General features: G+C 69.0%; 17 protein-coding genes. 9 read left to right on the top strand and 8 right to left on the bottom strand.

The genetic code is table 11. From position 1 onward, the window contains the following. Positions 1 to 3 precede the first annotated feature (3 nt). Positions 4 to 873, bottom strand: a complete 870-nt coding sequence (locus tag DEU38_RS10425) for an aminodeoxychorismate lyase (RefSeq protein ID WP_114720761.1) — start codon at positions 871 to 873, stop codon at positions 4 to 6. 85 nt (positions 874 to 958) lie between these two features. On the opposite strand from DEU38_RS10425, the gene DEU38_RS10420 reads away from it, so the two are divergent. The 4 genes from DEU38_RS10420 to DEU38_RS10405 all read left to right on the top strand — a co-directional run bounded on the left by DEU38_RS10420 (position 959) and on the right by DEU38_RS10405 (position 4,098). After that, positions 959 to 2,089 (top strand): folate-binding protein YgfZ, encoded by a 1,131-nt coding sequence (locus DEU38_RS10420; RefSeq protein WP_114720759.1) that lies wholly within the window; start codon positions 959 to 961, stop codon positions 2,087 to 2,089. After that, positions 2,086 to 2,748, top strand: a complete 663-nt coding sequence (locus DEU38_RS10415) for an MOSC domain-containing protein (RefSeq protein ID WP_114720757.1) — start codon at positions 2,086 to 2,088, stop codon at positions 2,746 to 2,748. The genes DEU38_RS10420 and DEU38_RS10415 overlap by 4 nt, the downstream gene beginning before the upstream one ends. Beyond that, complete coding sequence (locus DEU38_RS10410; RefSeq protein ID WP_114720755.1) at positions 2,745 to 3,698, top strand: asparaginase; 954 nt, start codon at positions 2,745 to 2,747, stop codon at positions 3,696 to 3,698. Before DEU38_RS10415 ends, DEU38_RS10410 begins: the two co-directional genes overlap by 4 nt. Positions 3,699 to 3,882: 184 nt before the next feature. After that, a complete protein-coding gene (locus DEU38_RS10405; RefSeq protein WP_114720753.1) occupies positions 3,883 to 4,098 on the top strand; it encodes a DUF3073 domain-containing protein in 216 nt (71 codons plus the stop codon). A gap of 252 nt (positions 4,099 to 4,350) precedes the next feature. On the opposite strand, the gene purM is transcribed toward DEU38_RS10405, so the two are convergent. The 3 genes from purM to DEU38_RS10390 all read right to left on the bottom strand — a co-directional run bounded on the left by purM (position 4,351) and on the right by DEU38_RS10390 (position 7,663). Beyond that, complete coding sequence (gene purM, locus DEU38_RS10400; protein ID WP_114720750.1) at positions 4,351 to 5,430, bottom strand: phosphoribosylformylglycinamidine cyclo-ligase; 1,080 nt, start codon at positions 5,428 to 5,430, stop codon at positions 4,351 to 4,353. Between the two features lie 147 nt (positions 5,431 to 5,577). Beyond that, the gene (purF, locus tag DEU38_RS10395; protein ID WP_114720743.1) at positions 5,578 to 7,158 is read right to left on the bottom strand and encodes an amidophosphoribosyltransferase; all 1,581 of its coding nucleotides are present in this window, start codon (positions 7,156 to 7,158) and stop codon (positions 5,578 to 5,580) included. Positions 7,159 to 7,276: 118 nt separating this feature from the next. Next, positions 7,277 to 7,663: a sterol carrier family protein gene (locus DEU38_RS10390; RefSeq protein WP_114720741.1), complete on the bottom strand. Its 387-nt coding sequence runs from the start codon at positions 7,661 to 7,663 to the stop codon at positions 7,277 to 7,279. Between the two features lie 69 nt (positions 7,664 to 7,732). Here DEU38_RS10390 and DEU38_RS10385 point away from each other — a divergent pair, with 69 nt between their 5' ends. Further along, entirely contained in the window at positions 7,733 to 8,179 is a 447-nt protein-coding gene (locus DEU38_RS10385) for a PPOX class F420-dependent oxidoreductase (protein WP_114720738.1), read from the top strand. Positions 8,180 to 8,186: 7 nt separating this feature from the next. On the opposite strand, the gene DEU38_RS10380 is transcribed toward DEU38_RS10385, so the two are convergent. The 3 genes from DEU38_RS10380 to purL are packed head-to-tail and all read right to left on the bottom strand — an operon-like array spanning position 8,187 to position 12,916. Continuing rightward, entirely contained in the window at positions 8,187 to 8,852 is a 666-nt protein-coding gene (locus tag DEU38_RS10380) for a CPBP family intramembrane glutamic endopeptidase (protein ID WP_114720735.1), read from the bottom strand. Further along, positions 8,849 to 10,633, bottom strand: coding sequence for an alpha/beta-hydrolase family protein (locus DEU38_RS10375; RefSeq protein ID WP_114720732.1), 1,785 nt, complete (start codon positions 10,631 to 10,633; stop codon positions 8,849 to 8,851). The genes DEU38_RS10380 and DEU38_RS10375 overlap by 4 nt, the downstream gene beginning before the upstream one ends. 3 nt (positions 10,634 to 10,636) lie before the next feature. Next, positions 10,637 to 12,916 carry a phosphoribosylformylglycinamidine synthase subunit PurL gene (purL, locus tag DEU38_RS10370; protein ID WP_114720729.1) on the bottom strand — a complete coding sequence of 760 codons (2,280 nt, stop codon included), beginning with the start codon at positions 12,914 to 12,916 and terminating at the stop codon, positions 10,637 to 10,639. A 344-nt stretch (positions 12,917 to 13,260) separates the two neighbouring features. On the opposite strand from purL, the gene DEU38_RS10365 reads away from it, so the two are divergent. The 3 genes from DEU38_RS10365 to DEU38_RS10355 are packed head-to-tail and all read left to right on the top strand — an operon-like array spanning position 13,261 to position 16,726. Beyond that, positions 13,261 to 14,226: a cyclase family protein gene (locus tag DEU38_RS10365; protein WP_114720726.1), complete on the top strand. Its 966-nt coding sequence runs from the start codon at positions 13,261 to 13,263 to the stop codon at positions 14,224 to 14,226. Next, positions 14,223 to 15,899, top strand: coding sequence for a class I adenylate-forming enzyme family protein (locus tag DEU38_RS10360; RefSeq protein WP_114720723.1), 1,677 nt, complete (start codon positions 14,223 to 14,225; stop codon positions 15,897 to 15,899). Before DEU38_RS10365 ends, DEU38_RS10360 begins: the two co-directional genes overlap by 4 nt. Continuing rightward, the gene (locus DEU38_RS10355; RefSeq protein WP_114720720.1) at positions 15,899 to 16,726 is read left to right on the top strand and encodes an SDR family oxidoreductase; all 828 of its coding nucleotides are present in this window, start codon (positions 15,899 to 15,901) and stop codon (positions 16,724 to 16,726) included. The genes DEU38_RS10360 and DEU38_RS10355 overlap by 1 nt, the downstream gene beginning before the upstream one ends. A gap of 6 nt (positions 16,727 to 16,732) precedes the next feature. On the opposite strand, the gene DEU38_RS10350 is transcribed toward DEU38_RS10355, so the two are convergent. Then, entirely contained in the window at positions 16,733 to 17,596 is an 864-nt protein-coding gene (locus DEU38_RS10350; protein WP_114720993.1) for a TetR family transcriptional regulator, read from the bottom strand. Positions 17,597 to 17,717: 121 nt separating this feature from the next. On the opposite strand from DEU38_RS10350, the gene DEU38_RS10345 reads away from it, so the two are divergent. Continuing rightward, positions 17,718 to 19,358, top strand: coding sequence for a class I adenylate-forming enzyme family protein (locus DEU38_RS10345; RefSeq protein ID WP_258557778.1), 1,641 nt, complete (start codon positions 17,718 to 17,720; stop codon positions 19,356 to 19,358). Positions 19,359 to 19,648: the final 290 nt, after the last annotated feature.

Here is a 19,648-nt window from a genome sequence, read left to right as displayed (position 1 = left end):
GATCTAGTCCGACCCCACCGTCTCGACCGCCAACTGGACCATCGAGGCCACGTCCTCGGCCGCCGGCGACACCGGCAACGAGAGCCCGTCGAGGGTGTGCACCCGCGCCGCCAGGGTGACACTCGAGACCAGCCAGATTCCCTCCGCGACAACAAGATCCACAGGGTTCAGAGGTTCGTACTTGCACGTGTATCCCTTGGCCCCGGCGACCTCGAACAGGGCCCGCTGCGTGGTGCCCGGCAGGATGCTGTGCTCGGGCGGCGGAGTGATCAACGTCTTACCCCGGGCGATCACGACCGTCGACCGGGGACCCTCCAGAATTCGTCCTTCACTGCTCGTGAAGATGACGTCGTCGACACCCTGCGCCTGGGCATGCCTCAGGGCTGCCATGTTCGTCGCGTACGACAGAGTCTTCGCCCCCGCCAGCTGCCACGGCGCCGACGCCGCCAGGTCGACCGAGTACCCGCGCGGCAGCGTCATGACGGAGACCCCGTCGCGGCGAGCACGCAGAACACGCTCCGCGACCGGACCCACCGACACGAACGCGGTCGCCGGTCCCCCGGTCTCCCGGCCACGACTGAGCAGAAGACGCATCCAGCCTTCCCGGTCGCGTCCCCACTCCCGGGCCGCCGCCTCGACGGCGCGGCGCCACAACCCACGGCCCGGCAGGGGCAACTCGAGGGCGGTCGCCGACGCCTCCAGACGATCCAGGTGCAGCCCGACCTTGCACGCCCGCCCGTCGCGGACCAACAGCGTCTCGAACACGCCGTCGCCGCGCACCACGGCGAGGTCGTCCACGTGCAGGAGCGGGGCGTCGGCGTCGCGCACCTGCCCGTCCAGTGTCACCAGCACCTGTCCACCCTGCTCAGCCATGCCGCCCACCATAGTCAGAACTCGGCGCGACCAGCAGTTCCCTGCGTCACGCGGCACCGTCGCTCACCGCTCCTAGAATGGGGCCGTGGCCGACACTCCGCACGTTGCACCCAGTCCACTTCTGTCCACGCCCGGCGCGGTCCCCCCGCCCGAGGGCTCACCGGATGCCGGCGTCGCATGGCACTACGGCGATCCGTTCGCCGAGCAACGCGCCGCGGTCCGCTCCGCAGCCGTCGTCGACCGCTCCCACCGGTTCGTCATCGCGATCTCCGGCGACGAGCGGCTCACGTGGCTGCACACCATCTCCAGCCAGCACGTCGCCGCGCTCCCGGACCGGTCCAGCGCCGAGAACCTGAGCCTGGACATCAACGGCCGCATCGAGCACCACTTCGTGCAGACCGACATCGACGGCGTGACGTGGATCGACACCGAGGCCGACCACGGCCCGGAGTTGCTGACCTTCCTGCAGAAGATGGTGTTCTGGTCCAAGGCCGATCCGCGCGACGGCAACGACATGGCCGTGCTGAGCCTGCTCGGCCCCGACGTCGCATCCTCCCCCGCCTTCCTGGAGGCGCTCGGCGTGCCGGCACTGCCCGGCGTGTACGACGCGGTCCCGCTGACCGGCGGCGGATTCGTGCGCCGGATGCCGTGGCCCACCGTGGACTCGTTCGACCTGGTGATCCCGCGCAGCGAACTCAGCCGCTGGTGGACCGTCCTCACCGCGGCCGGCGCGCGTCCGGCCGGCTCGTGGGCGTTCGAGGCCCTGCGGGTCGCCGCGCTGCGCCCGCGGATCGGCGTCGACACCGACGACCGCACCATCCCCCACGAGGCCGGCTGGATCGGTGCGCCGGCCGAGCACGGCGCCGTCCACCTCGACAAGGGCTGCTACCGCGGCCAGGAGACGGTGGCCCGGGTCCACAACCTCGGCAAGCCGCCGCGCCACCTCGTGCTGCTGCACCTCGACGGCTCCGCCGAGGGTCGCCCCGAGGCGGGCGAGTCCGTGACCGCGGACGGGCGCACCGTCGGCCGCGTGGGCACCGTCGTCGACCACTTCGAGTGGGGACCGATCGCGCTGGCGCTGGTGAAGCGCACCGTGCCCGTCGAGACCGCGCTCGTCGCCGGGCCGTGCGCCGCCTCGATCGACGCGGACTCGGTGCCGCGGCACGACGAGGTGCAGGCGGGCCGGGCGGCCGTCGACCGGTTGCGCGGCCGGTGACGGGCGCGTCGACCGGCCGCCTCGATGCGGTGTGCGTCGTGTTCGCCGACCGCGACGCACCCAGCAAGCGGGCGCCGCGCACGGCCATCGACAAACGGCCCGTGACGGGCCCTGTGCGCGTCGAAACCGGCGGGGTGACCGGAGACCACGTCTGCGACACGAAGTTCCACGGAGGGCGCGACAAGGCGGTCTACGCCTACTCCACGGAAGAGGCCGAGCGTTGGGCGTCGGAACTGGGCCGGCCCCTCGCGCCGGGCTGGTTCGGCGAGAACCTGCGCGTGGTCGGCGTGCCCACGACCGACGCGGTGATCGGCACCCGCTGGCGCATCGGCGACGTCGAACTCGAGATCACCGAACCGCGCGTGCCGTGCGGGACGTTCGCGCACTGGTCCGGCGAGCCACGGTGGGTCAAGCGGTTCACCGAACGCGCCGACGTCGGCGCGTACATGCGGGTGCTGACCCCCGGCCGCATACATGCCGGCGACGCCGTCGAGATCCTGTCGGTGCCCGCACACGGGGTGACCGTCCGCGACGTGTTCGTCGGCGACGACGCCGCCCGGCTGGCGCGTCTGCTCGCCGAACAACCCGATCTCGCGGACACGGTCGAAGCCCGGGTCCGCAAGTTCCTGAACCGTCTGGAAGAGCAGGTGCCGTCGTGAGCGTCGAACTGGTCGAGGTCGTCCGATCCGGATTCCGCGAGTGCGTGCACCGCGGTTCCCTGGTGGTGCTCGCGCCGGACGGAACCAGCACGCTGACCCTCGGCGAGGTCCACACGCCGATCTACCCGCGGTCGTCGAACAAGCCGATGCAGGCAGTCGCACTGCTCCGCAGCGGGTTCGTGCCCGAGTCCAGCGAGCAGCTGGCGATCGCGTCGGCGTCGCACGAGGGCGAGCTCGCGCACGTCGAACTCGTCGAGCAGCTACTCGACCGCCACGGCCTCGAGGAGCGGCAGCTGCAGTGCCCTCCGGACCTGCCGGCGAACGAACTGGCGCGCGCAGAGGTGCTCGCGGCGGGCCGGCCGCCCCGAACGGTCTACATGAACTGTTCGGGCAAGCACGCGGCCATGCTCGCGGCATGCGCGGCCAACGACTGGCCGATGGACACGTACCTCGACCCCGCCCACCCGCTCCAGCGCACCGTGATCGGGACCATCGCCGAACTCAGCGGCGAACCCGAGACCGAACTCGGCATCGACGGCTGCGGGCTGCCGATCATTCCGGTGTCGCTGACCAACCTCGCGCGGGCGTTCTCCCGCCTGGCTACGGCCGAACCCGGATCGGCCGAGCGATCCGTCGCCGACGCGATCCGCGCGCACCCGCACCTCGTGTCGGGCACCGGTCGCGACGACGCCCGCCTGATGCCGGCGGTGCCGGGGCTGCTGTGCAAGGCCGGCGCCGACGGAGTCCATGCGGGCGCGCTGCCCGACGGCACCGCCTTTGCGTTCAAGATCGACGATGGGCACGAGCGGGCCCGGCTGCCGTTGACCGCAGCGCTGCTCCACCGGCTCGGCGTGACGTGGTCGGAGGACCACGCCGCACTGGCGTCCCAGCCCGTCCTCGGCGGCGGCGCCCGAGTGGGGACGATACGCGCCGTCCCAGGTGTGTTCTAGCCTGCAGAAATTCGCCATCACTCCAGCTCACGGGCCCTCTGAGACAAATCAGACACCACCGGGAACCATTCGTGGAGGCGGAAGCGACATTTGCACGCTAGAGTGTGGGTCAGGAAAACATCAACACTCACGCGGGGCCGCCAAATTCCCCAGGCCGCCCCGCGAAAGCGCGAGGGGGTCAGCCATGGGCCGCGGCCGGGCTAAGGCAAAGCAGACCAAGGTTGCACGGGAGCTCAAATACAGCTCTCCGTCCACGGATTTCGACAGCCTGCAACGAGAGCTCTCGAGCGGCGGTGGATCCGGCTCGTCCCGTAACGGCGGAGTCATCGCCGACAAGCGCTCCGACGAGGACAACCGCCCTCCCTGGGAGGACGACGACTACGACGATTGGCGTCGTTGACTGTCGTCCTGACCCAGTCGGACAAACGCGAATGAGGGGGAGCCCGACCGGCTCCCCCTCATTCGTGGTATCTCCGTGAGGACTTCGCGGCCTGCCCGCGCGTGCAATGCCGTCGCATCTCCGGCATCCCGGGTGCACGTCTGGCATCTCCGGCCCTAACCGGCCGACACCGCCTAGAACGACGTCGTCCCCGGAACCTCGTGGAGGTTCCGGGGACGACGTCTAGGTGCGGTCCCGGCTCGGGACGGCCGCTCAGAAGCGAGGGTGATCGCCCAGCAGCAGGGCGCGTGCGGCGTCGGCGTCCGATGCCTTCTTGACGCTGCCGAGGGTCCAGCAGTCGATGTGGCGGGCCGTGAGCACCGCCAGGGCGCGGTCCACGTCCTCGGGCGCGACGATCGCGACCATGCCGACGCCCATGTTGAACGTCTGCTCCATCTCGGCGCGCTCGACACGACCGCGCTGCGCGATCATGGTGAACACGGGAGCGGGGCTCCAGGTGCCACGGTCCAGCTCGGCGACGAGGCCCTTGGGCATCACGCGCGCGAGGTTGTTGGCGAGGCCGCCACCGGTGACGTGGCAGAACGTGCGCACGTCGGTCTCGGCGGCCAGCGCCAGGCAGTCCTTGGCGTAGATCTTGGTGGGCTCGAGCAGCTCCTCGCCGAGGGTACGGCCGAACTCGTCGACGTGCCCGGTCAGCGACATGCGGTCGATCTCGAGCAGCACCTTGCGGGCCAGCGAGTAACCGTTGGAGTGCAGACCGGACGCGCCCATGCCGATCACGACGTCGCCCGGGCGGACACGGTCCGGTCCGAGCACCTGGTCGGCCTCGACGACGCCGATACCGGTGGCGGACAGGTCGTAGTCACCGTCGGCCATCACCCCGGGGTGCTCGGCCGTCTCGCCGCCGAGCAGCGCGCAGCCGGCCTGGATGCAGCCCTCGGCGATGCCGCCGACGATCTCGGCGACCCGCTCGGGGACGACGCGGCCGACCGCGATGTAGTCCTGCAGGAACAGCGGCTCGGCGCCGCACACCACGAGGTCGTCCACGACCATCGCGACCAGGTCGAGGCCGACGGTGTCGTGCTTGTCCATGGCCTGCGCGACGGCGAGCTTGGTGCCGACGCCGTCGGTGGACGCGGCGAGCAGCGGCTCCTTGTATCCACCCTTGAGGGAGAACAGGCCGGCGAAACCACCGAGACCACCCATGACCTCGGGGCGGCTGGCCTTCTTCGCCAACGGGGCGAACAGTTCGACTGCCCGGTCGCCCGCTTCGATGTCCACTCCGGCGGCGGCGTACGAAGCGCCCTGCGTGCGGGTACTGTCCTCGGTCATTGGGTTCTGGCTCCAGCCTTGATACTCGGTGAACGTCTCAACTGCAGCATCCGCAGCGGTCGCGAATGCATGTGCGCATGCGCAATCACCTCGATTGCGCCCTTACGCTACCGGAGTTGCTCGGGCATCCCCGGACGGTCCTGCGAACTAGGGACGAGACAGCGCGTCCGCGTTGTCGTTGTCATGACTGACCGCGGCGCCCGCGGCCGACTCCAACATCCCCTCGAGGACGTTCTTGCCGATGCCCCCGTCCGGCAGCGCGATCGGGTAGTTGCCGTCGAAGCACGCCGCGCACAGACGCGAGCGGGGCTGCTCGGTGGCCGCGACCATGCCGTCGATCGAGATGTAGCCGAGCGAGTCGGCACCGATCGACCGGCGCACGCCGTCGAGCATCTCGTCGAACGTGGCGTTCACGCCGCTACCCTCGGCACCGTTCGCGATGAGCTCGGCGGGCGAGGCGAAGTCGATGCCGTAGAAGCACGGCCACTTGACCGGCGGCGAGGCGATGCGCACGTGGATCTCGAGGGCGCCGGCCTCGCGGAGCATCCGGATCAGTGCGCGCTGGGTGTTGCCGCGGACGATCGAATCGTCGACCACGACGAGGCGCTTGCCGCGGATGACTTCCTTGAGCGGGTTGAGCTTGAGGCGGATACCCAGCTGACGGATGGTCTGCGACGGCTGGATGAAGGTGCGGCCCACGTAGGCGTTCTTCATCAGCCCCTGGCCGTACGGGATACCCGAACCCTGTGCGTAGCCGACCGCGGCCGGGGTGCCGGACTCCGGCACCGGGATCACCAGATCGCCCTCGGCGGGGTGCTCCTTGGCGAGACGGCGACCGATCTCGACGCGGGTCGAGTGCACCGAACGACCGGAGATGACGCTGTCCGGGCGGGCCAGGTACACGTACTCGAACACGCAGCCCTTGGGTTCCGGGTTCGCGAAGCGGGACGACCGGACACCGTCGGCGTCGATCGCGAGCAGCTCGCCGGGCTCGATCTCGCGCACGAAGGACGCGCCGACGATGTCGAGGGCGGCGGTCTCGCTGGCGACCACCCAGCCGCGGTCGAGACGACCGAGGCACAGCGGGCGGATGCCGTGCGGGTCGCGCGCCGCGTACAGCGTGTGCTCATCCATGAACGTCAGGCAGAAGGCACCGCGCAGCGTCGGCAGCAGCTTCATCGCGGCCTGCTCGAGCGTGCTGTCGGCGGCGGCGTGCGCCAGCAGCGCACCGACGATGTCCGAGTCGGACGTGGCCGCGCCGGGACGCTTGTCGTTGATCAGGCCGGCCTCGCGGGCGCGCTGCGCCAGTTCGGCGGTGTTGACGAGGTTGCCGTTGTGGCCCAGCGCGACGCCGGTGCCGGCGGCGGTGGTGCGGAAGATCGGCTGCGCGTTCTCCCAGGTCGTGGACCCGGTGGTGGAGTAGCGGCAGTGGCCGACGGCGACATGCCCCGGCATGGCACCGAGGGTCTGCTCGTCGAACACCTGGCTGACCAGGCCCAGATCCTTGAACACCAGCACCTGCGCGCCGTCGGCGACGGCGATGCCGGCAGCCTCCTGGCCACGGTGCTGGAGGGCGTACAGCCCGTAGTACGTCAGCTTGGCGACGTCCTCGCCCGGCGCCCAGACACCGAAGACGCCACACTCTTCACGAGGTTCGTTCTCGTCCTCGTCTGGTGCGGTCGTAGCGAGAAGATTCCGACTGTTGACCGACAGTTCGGCACGAGTCACGGCAAGCGCTCCCTAAGGGGATTCGGTGAGGGGGGCGTGCCCCATTCTAACTACCGATCCAGGCACACTCGACGGTCGGTGCGTCGGATCACGTCGATGCGACCCACGTCACATGAACTCACAAGCGGATCAGCGGGAGCCAGTGGGCGATCTCGCCGGCACGACTGCCCGACGCGCTCAGTGACCCGCCGGCCGCCGCGTCGTCGAATCCGAGTCGTCCGGTCGCCAACAACAGCCACGTCCGCGGGTCGGTCTCGACGACGTTGGGCGGGGTCCCCCGGGTGTGTCGCGGGCCCTCGATGCACTGCACCGCGACGAACGGCGGCACCCGGACCTCGACACTCGACCCGGGCGCGATCTGTTCGAGGGTGCGGGCACTCAGCCGCACCGCGGCGGCCAGGTCCGCGCGGGCCGGCTTCGTCTCGTCCTCGCCGCGCAGCCACGGCCCGACGGCGAGCAGCGCACTGCGGAGTTCGGCGGGGTCGACGGCGCGGCGGGCTGGCATGAGCATCAAATCTACTGAGCCCGCCCGCGGCGGCGGAACAAGCCTCCGGGCAGCGTAGTTACACAGTCCATGAGCATCGAAGCCGACACCCAGAGACCGCTGCTCGATCTCGTCGCGTCCCAGAACCGGGCGATCCTCGCGACCCTCAAGCGCGACGGCAGGCCACAACTGTCCAACATCATCTACGCGTGGGACCCGGAGTCGCGCACCGTGCGGATCTCGGTCACCGCGGATCGCGCGAAGACCCGCAACGCGTCCCGCGATCCGCGGGTGTCGCTTCACGTGAGCGCCCCCGACTTCTGGAGCTACGCGGTGATCGAGGGCGACGCGGAGCTGACGCCCGTCGCCGCCGATCCGGGCGACGCGACCGTCGACGAACTGATCGCGGTCTACCGTGCCGCCACCGGAGGCGAGCACGACGACTGGGACGAGTTTCGTCGGGCGATGGTCGCCGAGCGGCGTCGGGTCCTGCGGGTCCGCGCCGACCACGTCTACGGCATGGCGCAGCTGCCCTGACCGCCGGTCACACCGGCGGCAGCGGCACCTCGACCGGGCCGGTGACGACCCGGATGCGCCGCAGCAGCAGCGCGCCACCGACGTTGACCGCCAGATGCAGCAGTGCCGGCGCGAGGACGCTGCCGCTGACCGCGCGCAGCCGGTCGAAGAGGATCGATGCGGCGGCCGTGAAAGCGACGGTGCCGACCACCGAGTCGCCCGCCACGTGTGCCGGGTGCACGTGCCACAGCCCGAAGGCCGTCGCCCGGACCGCCGTCGCGGCGGCCGGCGGGAACGCGCGGTCGGTCAACGCGGTCAGCACGCCCCGGAACAGCAACTCCTCCGTGACGACGGTGCCGAACGGAATGTGCGCCGACACCCACTCGGCGAAGTCGTGCCGCACCTCGTCGGGCACCGTGAAACGGCTGTGCAGCGACGGCATCGCGAGCGCGCCCACATAACCGACGACGGGGACCGCGGCGGCGGCACTCCCCCACGCCAGCCCCGAGCGGACGTTGCCGAGCCCCAGTTCGTCGCAGTGCAGCCCGCGCGCCAGCCCGGCCGCCGTGGCGCCGAGCGCCACCAGGGTTCCGGCCGTCGCCCGGCCCCGCGACGACAGCCGCAGCGCGGGCAGCACCGCGTTGTTCCAGGCGACGAGCGCGGCCGCGGTGGCCGGCCCGGCCGCCCGGCTCACTTCTCGGGCCCGTCGTGCCCGCGCAGGTCCTCGAGGGTGGCGCGCACCCGTTCGGTGTCGGCAGGCGTCCAGCCCTCCGGCGCAGTGACGGCAACCCAGCCGTCGAGGATCACGGTGCCGTAGTTGTGGCCGTGCCCGTCCGGGACGCCCGCGGCATTCGCGAGATCGGCGCTCACCTGCCAGAACGTCACGAACGGGAACCACTTCATCGACGGCAACCGGTCGAATCCCGGCGGCTCGGACAGCCAGTCCGGGCGGGTGAACGCGAGATCGGTGGACCACCACACCACGGGATCCGACGGGTGCTGGATGTAGAGCACCCGCGGCTCGAGCCACGGCCCCTGATCGCCGGGGATCGCCGACGCTTCGTCCGCGAACCGGACCACCAGACCGTCCGCGTACACCGGTTGCACTTCGGGGGTGCCCGGGTCACGCCGGTCGGTGAGCGCACTCCACAGCGGATTGGCGTTGGGCGGACCCACCCACAGCACACCGTCCACGGTCTCGCGGATGTCGGCGAGACCGTCGAAGGCGCCCTCGCCGGCCTGGGTGCCGAGGCTCTCGCCGTACACGTACAGCTTGGGGCGGGTGGCCTCCGGTTTCGTGAGCCAACGGTCGTGCACCGCGTGGATCAACGCGTTCCCGGCCACCGCCGCCTTCCCGCGGTCGGCGATGAACGAGATCCAACTCGGCAGGTACGAGTACTGCGCCGCCACCAGCGCGCTGTCGCCGTTCTCGACGAGTTCGATGGCCTGTGCCGCGGTGGGATTGACCCATCCTGTCCCCGTGGTGGGAATGATGACGAGGGCCTTGCGTTCGAACGCGCCGGTCCGCTCCAGTTCGTCGAGCACGACGTTCATCCGCGCGGCCGTGTCGTCGGCGGTCTCGAGACCCGCATACACCCGGATGGGTTCCTTGGCGGGCTTGCCGTTCGCGGCGGTCAGTTCGCCGGCGTGGATGCCGCCGGAGACGAAGTTGCGGCCCTCGAACCCGAGGGTGTCCCACGGTGCCAGCGATGCCGGGCTTCCGGACCGCTCGGGCAGCAGGGGTTGCACGGCACCGTGCCGGGTCTCGTTGTTCTGCAGACTGAATATCGAGTTCACGGCGGCGTACCCGGCGCGGAGCAGGATTCCGTCCACAAGCATGAAGACGAGCACGAGCACCACGGCCAGTCCGCCCGCAGACGCGGCGGGTGGCGGGATCTTGAGCCGCTTGTTGAGTTGGCGCGCGACCCAGCGGACCAGGTCGCGCAGCACGCGCCACAGCGAGATGAGCGCGGCCGCCACGAGCAGGCTGAGCCCGCCGGTGCGGATGTATCCCGTGGTGGTGGTGCCCTCGGCGTTCATCAGCGCCGACAGCTCACGCTGCCATCCGGCCGCGTAGATGAGCATGATCACCGCGGCCAGCGCAGACGCGACCGGCACGAACACCTTCACGGCGAGCATGATCCGGTCCGGCAGCGGCCACCAGGGGCGGCGTGCGAGGCCGAACTCGTAGACCACCCACCCGACGGCGGCGCCGACGGCGTAGCCGATTGCAGCGCTGATACCGCCGATGAGCCCCTGGAACAGCCAGTCGCGCGGAAGCAGCGACGGCGTCAGGGACCAGCAGAAGAACAGTGACGCGAACGCGATGCCCGTGAAGTCGAGCTTCAGCAGGCCCCACGCCCACAGGACGAACGGGTGACGCTGATCGAACCCGGGGGTGAGGACAGGCGTCACCGGCCGCGGATCCTCCCGCAGCTCAGCGACCGCCTCCCGCTCGACCCCCGAGTCCGTCACACATCACCCAAACAGTGCCGGGAGGGTCGATTCGGACGTCTCACGCAGTTCGGCCATGGAGACCGAGAACTGACCCTGGACCTCGACGGAGTCGGAACCCTCGTCGACGACGCCGATACGGACCCACGGTAGACCCCGTGCGGAGCACATTCCGGTGAAGCGGGTCTCCTCGGTGCGGGGCACCGCGACCAGCACGCGGCCGGCCGACTCCGAGAACAGCGTCACGAACGGATCCGCGTCCTCCGGGAGCAGGATCCGGCAGCCGGTCTCGCCGGCCAGCGCTGCCTCGACGACGGCCTGCGCAAGGCCACCCTCGGACAGGTCGTGGGCGGCGGAGATGAGGCCGTCACGCGAGCCGGCCAGCAGGATGTCGGCCAGCAGCTGCTCACGCTCGAGGTCGACCTTCGGCGGCACGCCACCGAGGTGATCGTGCTCGACCTGGGCCCAGATGGACCCGTCGAACTCGTCCCGGGTCTCGCCCAACAGGATCAGCGTCTCGCCCGGCTCGAGGCCCAGGCCAGTGGGGATGCGACGGTGCACGTCGTCGATCACACCGAGGACCGCGACGACCGGGGTCGGCAGGATCGCGGTGGATCCGGTCTGGTTGTAGAAGCTGACGTTGCCGCCGGTGACCGGGATGCCGAGCTTGGCGCAGCCGTCCGCGAGGCCACGCACGGCCTGCTGGAACTGCCACATGACGCCCGGATCCTCGGGGGAACCGAAGTTGAGGCAGTTGGAGACGGCCTTCGGGGTGGCACCGGTGACGGCGACGTTGCGGAACGCCTCGGCCAGCGCCAGCTGAGCACCGGCGTACGGGTCGAGCATGGTGTAGCGGCCCGACGCGTCGGTGGCCAGCGCGATGCCGCGTCCGGTCTCCTCGTCGATGCGGACCACGCCGCCGTCGGCGTTCTCGGCGAGCACGGTGTTGCCGCGCACGTAGCGGTCGTACTGCTCGGTGATCCACTTGCGGCTGCACAGCGCAGGCGAGGCGATCATCTTCAGCAGCGTGGCCTTGAGCTCGTCCGCCGTCTCGGGACGCTTCAGGCCCGCGGTGGTGTTCGCGATCAACGCGTCCTGCGTGTCGGGACGGGCAACGGGGCGCTCGTAGACCGGGCCCTCGTGGGCGATGGTGCGCGCCGGCGCGTCGACGACGGTCTCGCCGTGCCAGTCGATGACGAGGTGCTCACCGTCGGTGACCTCGCCGATGACGGTGGCCAGGACGTCCCACTTCTTGCAGACCTCCATGAACGCGTCGACGTTCTCGGGGGTGACGACCGCACACATGCGCTCCTGCGACTCGCTGGAGAGCACCTCGGCGGCGGTCATGCCGGTGGCACGCATCGGGACCAGGTCGAGGTCGATGTGCATGCCGCCGTCACCGGCCGCGGCCAGCTCCGATGTGGCGCAGGACAGCCCGGCGCCGCCGAGGTCCTGGATGCCGACGACCAGCTTGGCCTTGTACAGGTCGAGGCAGCACTCGATGAGCACCTTCTCGGTGAACGGGTCGCCGACCTGCACGGCGGGGAGCTTCTTCGGGCGTCCGCCCGAGCTCTCGTCGAAGGTCTCCGAGGCGAGGACGGACACGCCGCCGATGCCGTCGAGGCCGGTGCGCGCACCGAACAGGATGATCTTGTTTCCGGCGCCGGACGCGAACGCCAGGTGCAGGTCCTCGACGCGCATCGCGCCGGCACACAGCGCGTTGACCAGCGGGTTGCCCTGGTAGGAGGCGTCGAAGACGGTCTCGCCGCCGACGTTGGGCAGGCCGAGGGAGTTGCCGTAGCCGCCGACGCCGCGCACGACACCGTCGACGACGCGACGGGTGTCGGGGGCATCAGCCGCACCGAAACGCAGCTGGTCCATGACCGCGATCGGACGCGCGCCCATCGCCATGATGTCGCGGACGATGCCGCCGACGCCGGTGGCCGCGCCCTGGTAGGGCTCGATGTACGACGGGTGGTTGTGCGACTCGACCTTGAAGGTGACCGCCCAGCCGTCACCGATGTCGACGACACCGGCGTTCTCGCCGATGCCGGCGAGCATGGACGAGCGCATCTCGTCGGTGGTGGTCTCACCGAAGTACTTGAGGTGCACCTTGGAGGACTTGTAGGAGCAGTGCTCGCTCCACATCACCGAGTACATCGCGAGCTCGGCGTCGGTGGGACGGCGGCCGAGAATCTCCTTGATGCGGGCGTACTCGTCGTCCTTGAGGCCCAGCTCCTTGAACGGCTGGGCGACGTCGGGAGTCGCGGAAGCGTGCGTGACGGTATCTACCTGCGGAGACACGGGGCTTATGGTCCCTTCCCTCTGGGATCGAATCGGCAGGCCGGGCGGCGCGCTGCCAGGGCAAAGTCTAGCCGGGCGCACCGACGCGCTGCGCACGACCGGTCCGACACCGCCCACGCCCGCGTCATGAGTGAACCCTGCCGAGCACGCGGACGCCCCGGGACGCCGTACCGCCCATGCGGCAAGTGCGGCGAGACGTGTTCACCCTGCCTGAACACCGCGCCGGAGCCCATCGGCCCCGACACGAATTTTGGGGGTTGACTACGCCGCCTCATGCCTGCCACCCTCTGACTGAACAGCCTGAACGCTCGCTCGGTTCAGTTCATTGGGAGGAAGGGAAGCGCATGTCGACCGACATCGAACTGTCAGATCTCACGGATCTGCTGGCAGCATCGCCCAGCAACTGGGGCAAGTGGGGGGCCGACGACGAAGTCGGAAGCCTCAACTACCTGACCGCGGAGCAGGTCCTCGCCGGTGCGGCGTTGATCCGACGAGGCTCGGTCTTCACCCTCCAGCGACTGATCGGCGACCCCAAGGGCGATCCGGTGTGGCCCGGCCGCGAGCCGGCCGAGCGCGAGATGATCTACGACGAATCGGATTGGGACGAAGGCGGTTCGGGCCCATGCTTCCCGGGCGGACTCCACTACGCCGACGACAAGATCGAGGCCTTCCTGCAGGGCTCGACGCAGTACGACGCCCTCGGCCACGTCTGGTACGACGGCAAGATCTGGAACGGCTACGACGCCCGCAGCACGGTCGGCGGCATGTCCAAGGCCGGCGTGGAACCGATCGCCCAGCGCGGAATCGTCGGCCGGGCGATCCTGCTCGACATGGCGCGCCACTTCGACAAGGAGTACCTCGGGCAGCGCGAGACGTTCGACCACAAGGACCTCGAGGCCTGCGCGGAACGACAGGGCATCGAGATCCGCAACCGCGACATCATCATCATCCGCACCAACCATCTCGAGATGTTCTTCCGCGACCGCGAGGCGTTCTACGCGGACTTCTGCGAGCCGGGCCTGGTCTACTCCCCCGAACTCGTCGAATGGTTCCGGGACAAGGAGATTCCCAACCTGGTCACCGACACCATCGCGAACGAGGTGACCACCGATCCCCACAACGGGATGGCGCTGGTCCTGCACAACGCCCTGATGCGCAACCTCGGCGTGGCCTTCACCGAGATCTGCGATCTCGAGAGTCTCGCCGCCGACTGCGCCGCGGACGGAACCTACGAGTTCTTCTATGTCGCGGCCCCGCTCAAGATTCATCAGGCCACCGGCGCCCCGGTCAACCCGGTGGTGATCAAGTGACCTACCGGGACCGCCCCTGGCTGCGCCTCTACCCGGAGGGACTCGGCCCCGAGATCACCCCCGAGTTCCACAACGGTCTGGAGGTGTTCGGATCGGCGGTGCGGCGCGCCTCGGCCATGCCCGCCGTCAGGTACTTCGACGGATCGGCGACCTTCGGCGAACTCGATGCCGCCTCCGATGCACTCGCGAACCACCTGCAGCGCGGGGGCTTCGGCCGTGGCGATCGCCTGGCGCTCTTCGTTCAGAACAACCCCGCGTTCGTCATCGGACTGCTTGCGGCGTGGAAGTGCGGCGGTGCCGCCGTCGCCGTCAATCCGATGAACAAGCAGCGCGAGGTCACGTACCTGCTGCAGGATTCGGGCGCGCGTGCATTGCTCGTCCTCGACGACCTGTACGAGTCGGTGGCGGAACCCGTACTCGCGCAGGAGGAAACGGCGGTAGATCTGGTCGTGACGACGTCGGCGCTCGACGGACAGCGCCGCAACGACGGTCGCCTGTTCGGTGGAGCGACCCGGAGAAGCCTCGCCACCGATGACCTGTACGCCATCATCGGCGACCACGACGGACGGAAGCCCGACCCGGTGAGCATCGAGGGCGACGAACTCGCGATCCTCACCTACACCTCGGGTACGACCGGCAAGCCGAAGGGCGCCGTCAACACTCACGCGAACTTTGCGTTCAACGCCCAGACATACCGCGACTGGGCGCATCTGCGTGACGGTGATCCCGTGCTCGGGATCGCCCCGCTCTTCCACATCTCCGGACTCGTCGGGCACATCATGGTGGCGTTCCTGACCGCGTCACCGCTCGTCCTCTCGCACCGCTTCCAGCCGGAGGTCATGCTCGATTCGATCCGAGAGCACCGTCCGGCGTTCACCATCGGAGCGATCACCGCCCTGATCGCACTCGCTGGCGCGGACGGCGCGTGTCCCGACGACTTCTCGTCGCTGCGGGCGATCTACTCGGGCGGTGCGCCTGTGGCACCGGCGGTCGCAGACCGCCTGGAATCGATGTACGGGACCTACATCCACAACATCTACGGGCTGACCGAGACCAGTTCGCCCACGCACGCGGTGCCCGCGGGGATGCGTGCACCCGTCGATCACGAATCCGGCGCCCTCTCGGTCGGCGTGCCCGTGTTCAACACCGTCGTACGGGTTCTCGACGAGAACGGCAACGAGGTTCCCGCCGGACAGATCGGGGAGTTCGCCGCGAGCGGCCCCCAGGTGGCCCCCGGTTACTGGAACAATCCGGAGGCGACCGCGGCATCCATGCCGGGTGGCGAGTTGCGTACCGGGGATGTCGGATTCATGGACGCGGACGGATGGTTCTATCTGGTCGACCGCAAGAAGGACATGATCAACGCCTCCGGCTACAAGGTGTGGCCGCGCGAGGTCGAGGACGTGTTGTACGGGCACCCCGCCGTGCGGGAGGCAGCGGTCGTGGGCGTTCCCGACGAGTACCGCGGCGAGACCGTCAAGGCATTCGTGTCGTTGGCCTCGGGCGCGTCGGCGACCGAGGAGGAGTTGATCCAGTTCTGTCGCGAGCGCATGGCCGCATACAAGTATCCGCGCTCGATCGTGGTGGTCTCCGAGCTACCGAAGACCGCTACCGGGAAGATCCTGCGGCGAGCTTTCCGCGACAACGGAATTCCCGCGGCGGGAGCGCTGTGATGGGGCCCGAACTGAATGGGTCGGTCGCCGTTGTCACCGGCGCTGCCCACGGCCTCGGGTTCGCATTGGGGCGCGAGTTGCTGGGTCGCGGATGTCGCGTGGTCCTGGCCGACAGGGACGAAGACGGCCTGCAGGTGGCGGGCGAAACGCTGCGTCGGGTGCACGGCGATCGGGTCGAGTGGATCGCCGGCGACGCTGCCGACTCGCACGACATCGAACGAACCCTGGCGCTCGCCGACTCGACATTCGGCCCGGTGGACCTGTACGTCGCGAATGCCGGTGTCTTCCAAGGCTTCAGCCTGGATGCCACGGAGCAGGAGTGGAGTACCTCGTGGGAGGTCAACGTCCAGGCGCACGTCCGTGCCGCCCGCCTCCTCGTCCCGTCGTGGCTGCAGCGAGGCGGCGGTCGGTTCGTGTCCATCGCCTCGGCGGCGGGGTTGCTGACGCAGTTGGGTTCGCCGACGTATTCGGTGACCAAGCACGCCGTCGTGGGTTTCGCCGAGTGGCTCGCCGTCACGTACGGCGACCTGGGCGTATCGGTGACCTGCGTGTGCCCGATGGGCATCGCGACCGCGATGATCGGTGACGCCTCCGAATCATCGGACCGGCAGATGCGATCGGCCGCCGCCACGATCACCCGGGCGGGGGAAGTGATGACACCGGAAGAGGTTGCCCGCCAAGCGGTCGACGGTGTCGCTCACAACCAGTTCCTCGTTCTTCCCCACGCCGAGGTGGCCGACTTCCGAGCCCGGAAAGCTGCCGACATCGAGCGCTGGATCTCCGGCATGCAGCGACATCGGCGCGTCGCCGACGCCGAAGTCGACTGATCGACGCTAGGAGTACGCCGGTCGCATGCCGAGCATCGCGCGGGCATGACCGGCGTACTCCTGCGCGATCTGCTCCGGGGAGAGGGGCCCGGTCGGGTCGAACCACTGGGGCAGCGCAGCACACATCGTCGTGACGGCCCGCGCGGTCGTGTGCGGCCGGGGATGTACGACCGCACCCGCGGCGGCCGCCCGATCGAGTTCGGCGTCCATCAGGTCCTGCATCCCGCGGCGCTCCGCAGCGATGCGGCCAGCTGCCGGTTCTTCCAAGCTTCGTGTCTCGTTGGTGCCCACCACCGCAATGTCGCTGCGCACCACGTAATAGAGCGCGAGTGCCTCCACCATGTTCGAGTAGCGCTCGACCGGATCCGCTCCGCCCTCGTCCCTGGCTCGGATCAAGCGGACCCGCACCTCCTCGATGATCAGCTCGAAGATGGCGACCAACAGGCTCTGCTTACTGCGGTAGTGGTGATAGACGCCGGCCACACTGATGCCGGCGCCGTCGGCGATTATCCGCATGGTCGCGGCGTGGTAGCCGGTCTCCGTGAAGACATCTATTGCCGAACGCAACACCGGATCAACCGACAACGGCGCGAACTCACGCCACGCGCTCGCGTCGGTTGCGGCCGGATCCGGGACCGGCGGCGACGGATCGGCGACCGGCCCGCTGAGCAACCGTTTGATCGGAATCTGGAGTTCGTCGGCGATCTCCTGAAGGCGCATCAGCGTGGGCGAGACCTTGTCGTTCTCGATCGCGCTCATCGTTCCGACGCTGACGCCGATCCGTGCCGCCAACTCGCGAAGGGTCACGCCCACGAGGTTTCGCTCGCGGCGCACATTCGGGCCCACAGCGACAGCAGCTCGTTCAGCCATGCTGAACATCGTAGCGATCGGATCACCGCGTCCGATGATGTCTCCGTGTCGTAGGGTTTAGTGCGTCTCGCCGAGCGTCCTCCGGGGCGGCAAGCAGTGCGGGATCGAGAGAGGTGAGAAGGTGACATCCCCGAACAGGCCGTGGCTCGCCAGTTTCCCCGCCGAGCATCCCGATTCGATCACTCCCGACTTCGACAACGCGTTGGCGATGTTCGATGCCGCGGTGCAACGGGCGCCGGCGGACGTCGCCATCCACTACTTCGACGGCACGCTCACCTACGGTGAACTGTCCGCGGCGGCGGATGCTCTGGCCTGTCACCTCCAAGAACGGGGATTCGGCCGCGGAGACCGCCTGGCGGTGTGCACGCAGAACAACCCGGCGTTCCTGATCGGTGTCGTCGCGGCGTGGCGAGCGGGCGGCACATCCGTGTCGCTCAGCCCGATGTGCAAGGAACGGGAGTTCGCCCATTTCGTGAACGACTGCCGTCCCAAGGCAATTCTGATCCTCGAGGACGTGTTCGAGACTGTTGCTCAGGCAGCGCTTCGTGAATGCCCCATCGGGAACATCGTCACCGTGTCGGCACTCGACGGCCAGAGTCGCAACGACGCCCGCCTGTTCGCCGCGAGCCGCCGGATCGCGACGGGCGCCACGGACCTGTACGAACTGGTTGCCGCCCACGACCGCGCGCACCGTCCGACGATCACCGACAGCCCGGCGCCGGGAGAGTTGGCGATGATCATGTACACCTCCGGAACCACCGGTTTTCCGAAGGGGGCCATGCTGTCGCATCGCAACCTCGTCTTCAGCGCGCAGGTGTACCGGGACTGGGCGCAACTGGGTCCGGGCGACCGTGTGCTCGGGCTCTCGCCGCTGTTCCACGTCTCGGGTTTGGTCGGACACGTGATGGTGGGATTCCTCCTGGGATCACCGCTCGTGCTGACTCACCGCTTCCACCCGGAGGTGATGCTCGACTCCGTTCGTGAGCATCGACCGACGTTCGCGATGGCGGCGATCACCGCCTACATCGCGCTGGCCGACGCCGGGGCGGGCGCCACCGACCTCGACTCGTTGTCCGCGCTCTATTCGGGCGGTGCACCGGTCTCCCCCACCGTTCTGAGCCGACTCGAAACCGTATTCGGCAAGTACATCCACAACATGTACGGCCAGACCGAGACGAGTTCCCCATCGCACGCCGTACCGTTCGGCCGGCGAGCACCGGTGGACGCCGAAACCGGGGTGCTCTCGGTCGGAATTCCGGTGTACAACACGGATGTACGCGTGGTCGACGACTCCGGCCAGGACGTTCCGGTAGGCGACGTGGGTGAACTGGTGACCACGGGGCCACAGGTGGCCCACGGATACTGGCCGAACCCCGACGACGGCGAAACCGTCGCCGGCACAACCACGTTTCCGACCGGCGATGTCGGGTTCATGGACCGGGACGGATGGTTCTACGTCCTGGACCGCAAGAACGACGTCATCAACGCATCGGGCTACAAGATCTGGCCGCGCGAGGTCGAAGAGGTTCTGCTGAACCATCCCGACGTGAAAGAAGCTGCGGTGGTTGGCATTCCGGACGACTACCGAGGCGAGTCGGTGAAGGCTTTCGTCGTCGTCCGCGACGGCTCGGAACTCCGCGAGCTGGATCTCATCGAGTACGGTCGTCGTTCGATGGCCGCATTCAAGTATCCGCGTGAAGTCCAGTTCGTGGCCGCTCTGCCGAGAACCGTCACAGGAAAGCTGATTCGCAGTCGACTGTGAGCCGTCGAGGCGCGTCCGAGGCAGCGCACACGAACGCGAGGACCTCCGGTCGACCGTCGTGTCCGGGACACGACACGCTCGAACCGGAGGTCCTTGTCGTCAGGCGCCGAGCGCGCCCGTCACGGGCGCGTTGGGTCAGCTCAGGTTGCCGAGCACATTGCCCAGGATTCCGCCGACCACGTTGGTGATCGAACCCTGCGGATCGGTGATGGATCCGAAGACCTGGCCCGATCCGGTGTTCACCGAACCGAAGCCCAGATCCTCGAGGCTGCCCGAGCCGGCCTCGACGG

Origin of the sequence: Rhodococcus sp. AG1013 (genome assembly GCF_003350365.1) — a bacterium.
Taxonomy (GTDB): domain Bacteria; phylum Actinomycetota; class Actinomycetes; order Mycobacteriales; family Mycobacteriaceae; genus Prescottella.
The sequence above is the reverse complement of the archived record's forward strand: the minus strand, read 5'-3'. Positions and strand labels throughout refer to the sequence as shown.

Coding starts and splice junctions, on each gene's coding strand:
- DEU38_RS10355 (WP_114720720.1), top strand. CDS start 15,899: ATGGGGCCCGAACTGAATGGGTCGGTCGCCGTTGTCACCGGCGCTGCC.
- DEU38_RS10405 (WP_114720753.1), top strand. CDS start 3,883: ATGGGCCGCGGCCGGGCTAAGGCAAAGCAGACCAAGGTTGCACGGGAG.
- DEU38_RS10425 (WP_114720761.1), bottom strand. CDS start 873: ATGGCTGAGCAGGGTGGACAGGTGCTGGTGACACTGGACGGGCAGGTG.
- DEU38_RS10350 (WP_114720993.1), bottom strand. CDS start 17,596: ATGGCTGAACGAGCTGCTGTCGCTGTGGGCCCGAATGTGCGCCGCGAG.
- DEU38_RS10390 (WP_114720741.1), bottom strand. CDS start 7,663: ATGCCAGCCCGCCGCGCCGTCGACCCCGCCGAACTCCGCAGTGCGCTG.
- DEU38_RS10385 (WP_114720738.1), top strand. CDS start 7,733: ATGAGCATCGAAGCCGACACCCAGAGACCGCTGCTCGATCTCGTCGCG.
- DEU38_RS10365 (WP_114720726.1), top strand. CDS start 13,261: ATGTCGACCGACATCGAACTGTCAGATCTCACGGATCTGCTGGCAGCA.
- purM (WP_114720750.1), bottom strand. CDS start 5,430: ATGACCGAGGACAGTACCCGCACGCAGGGCGCTTCGTACGCCGCCGCC.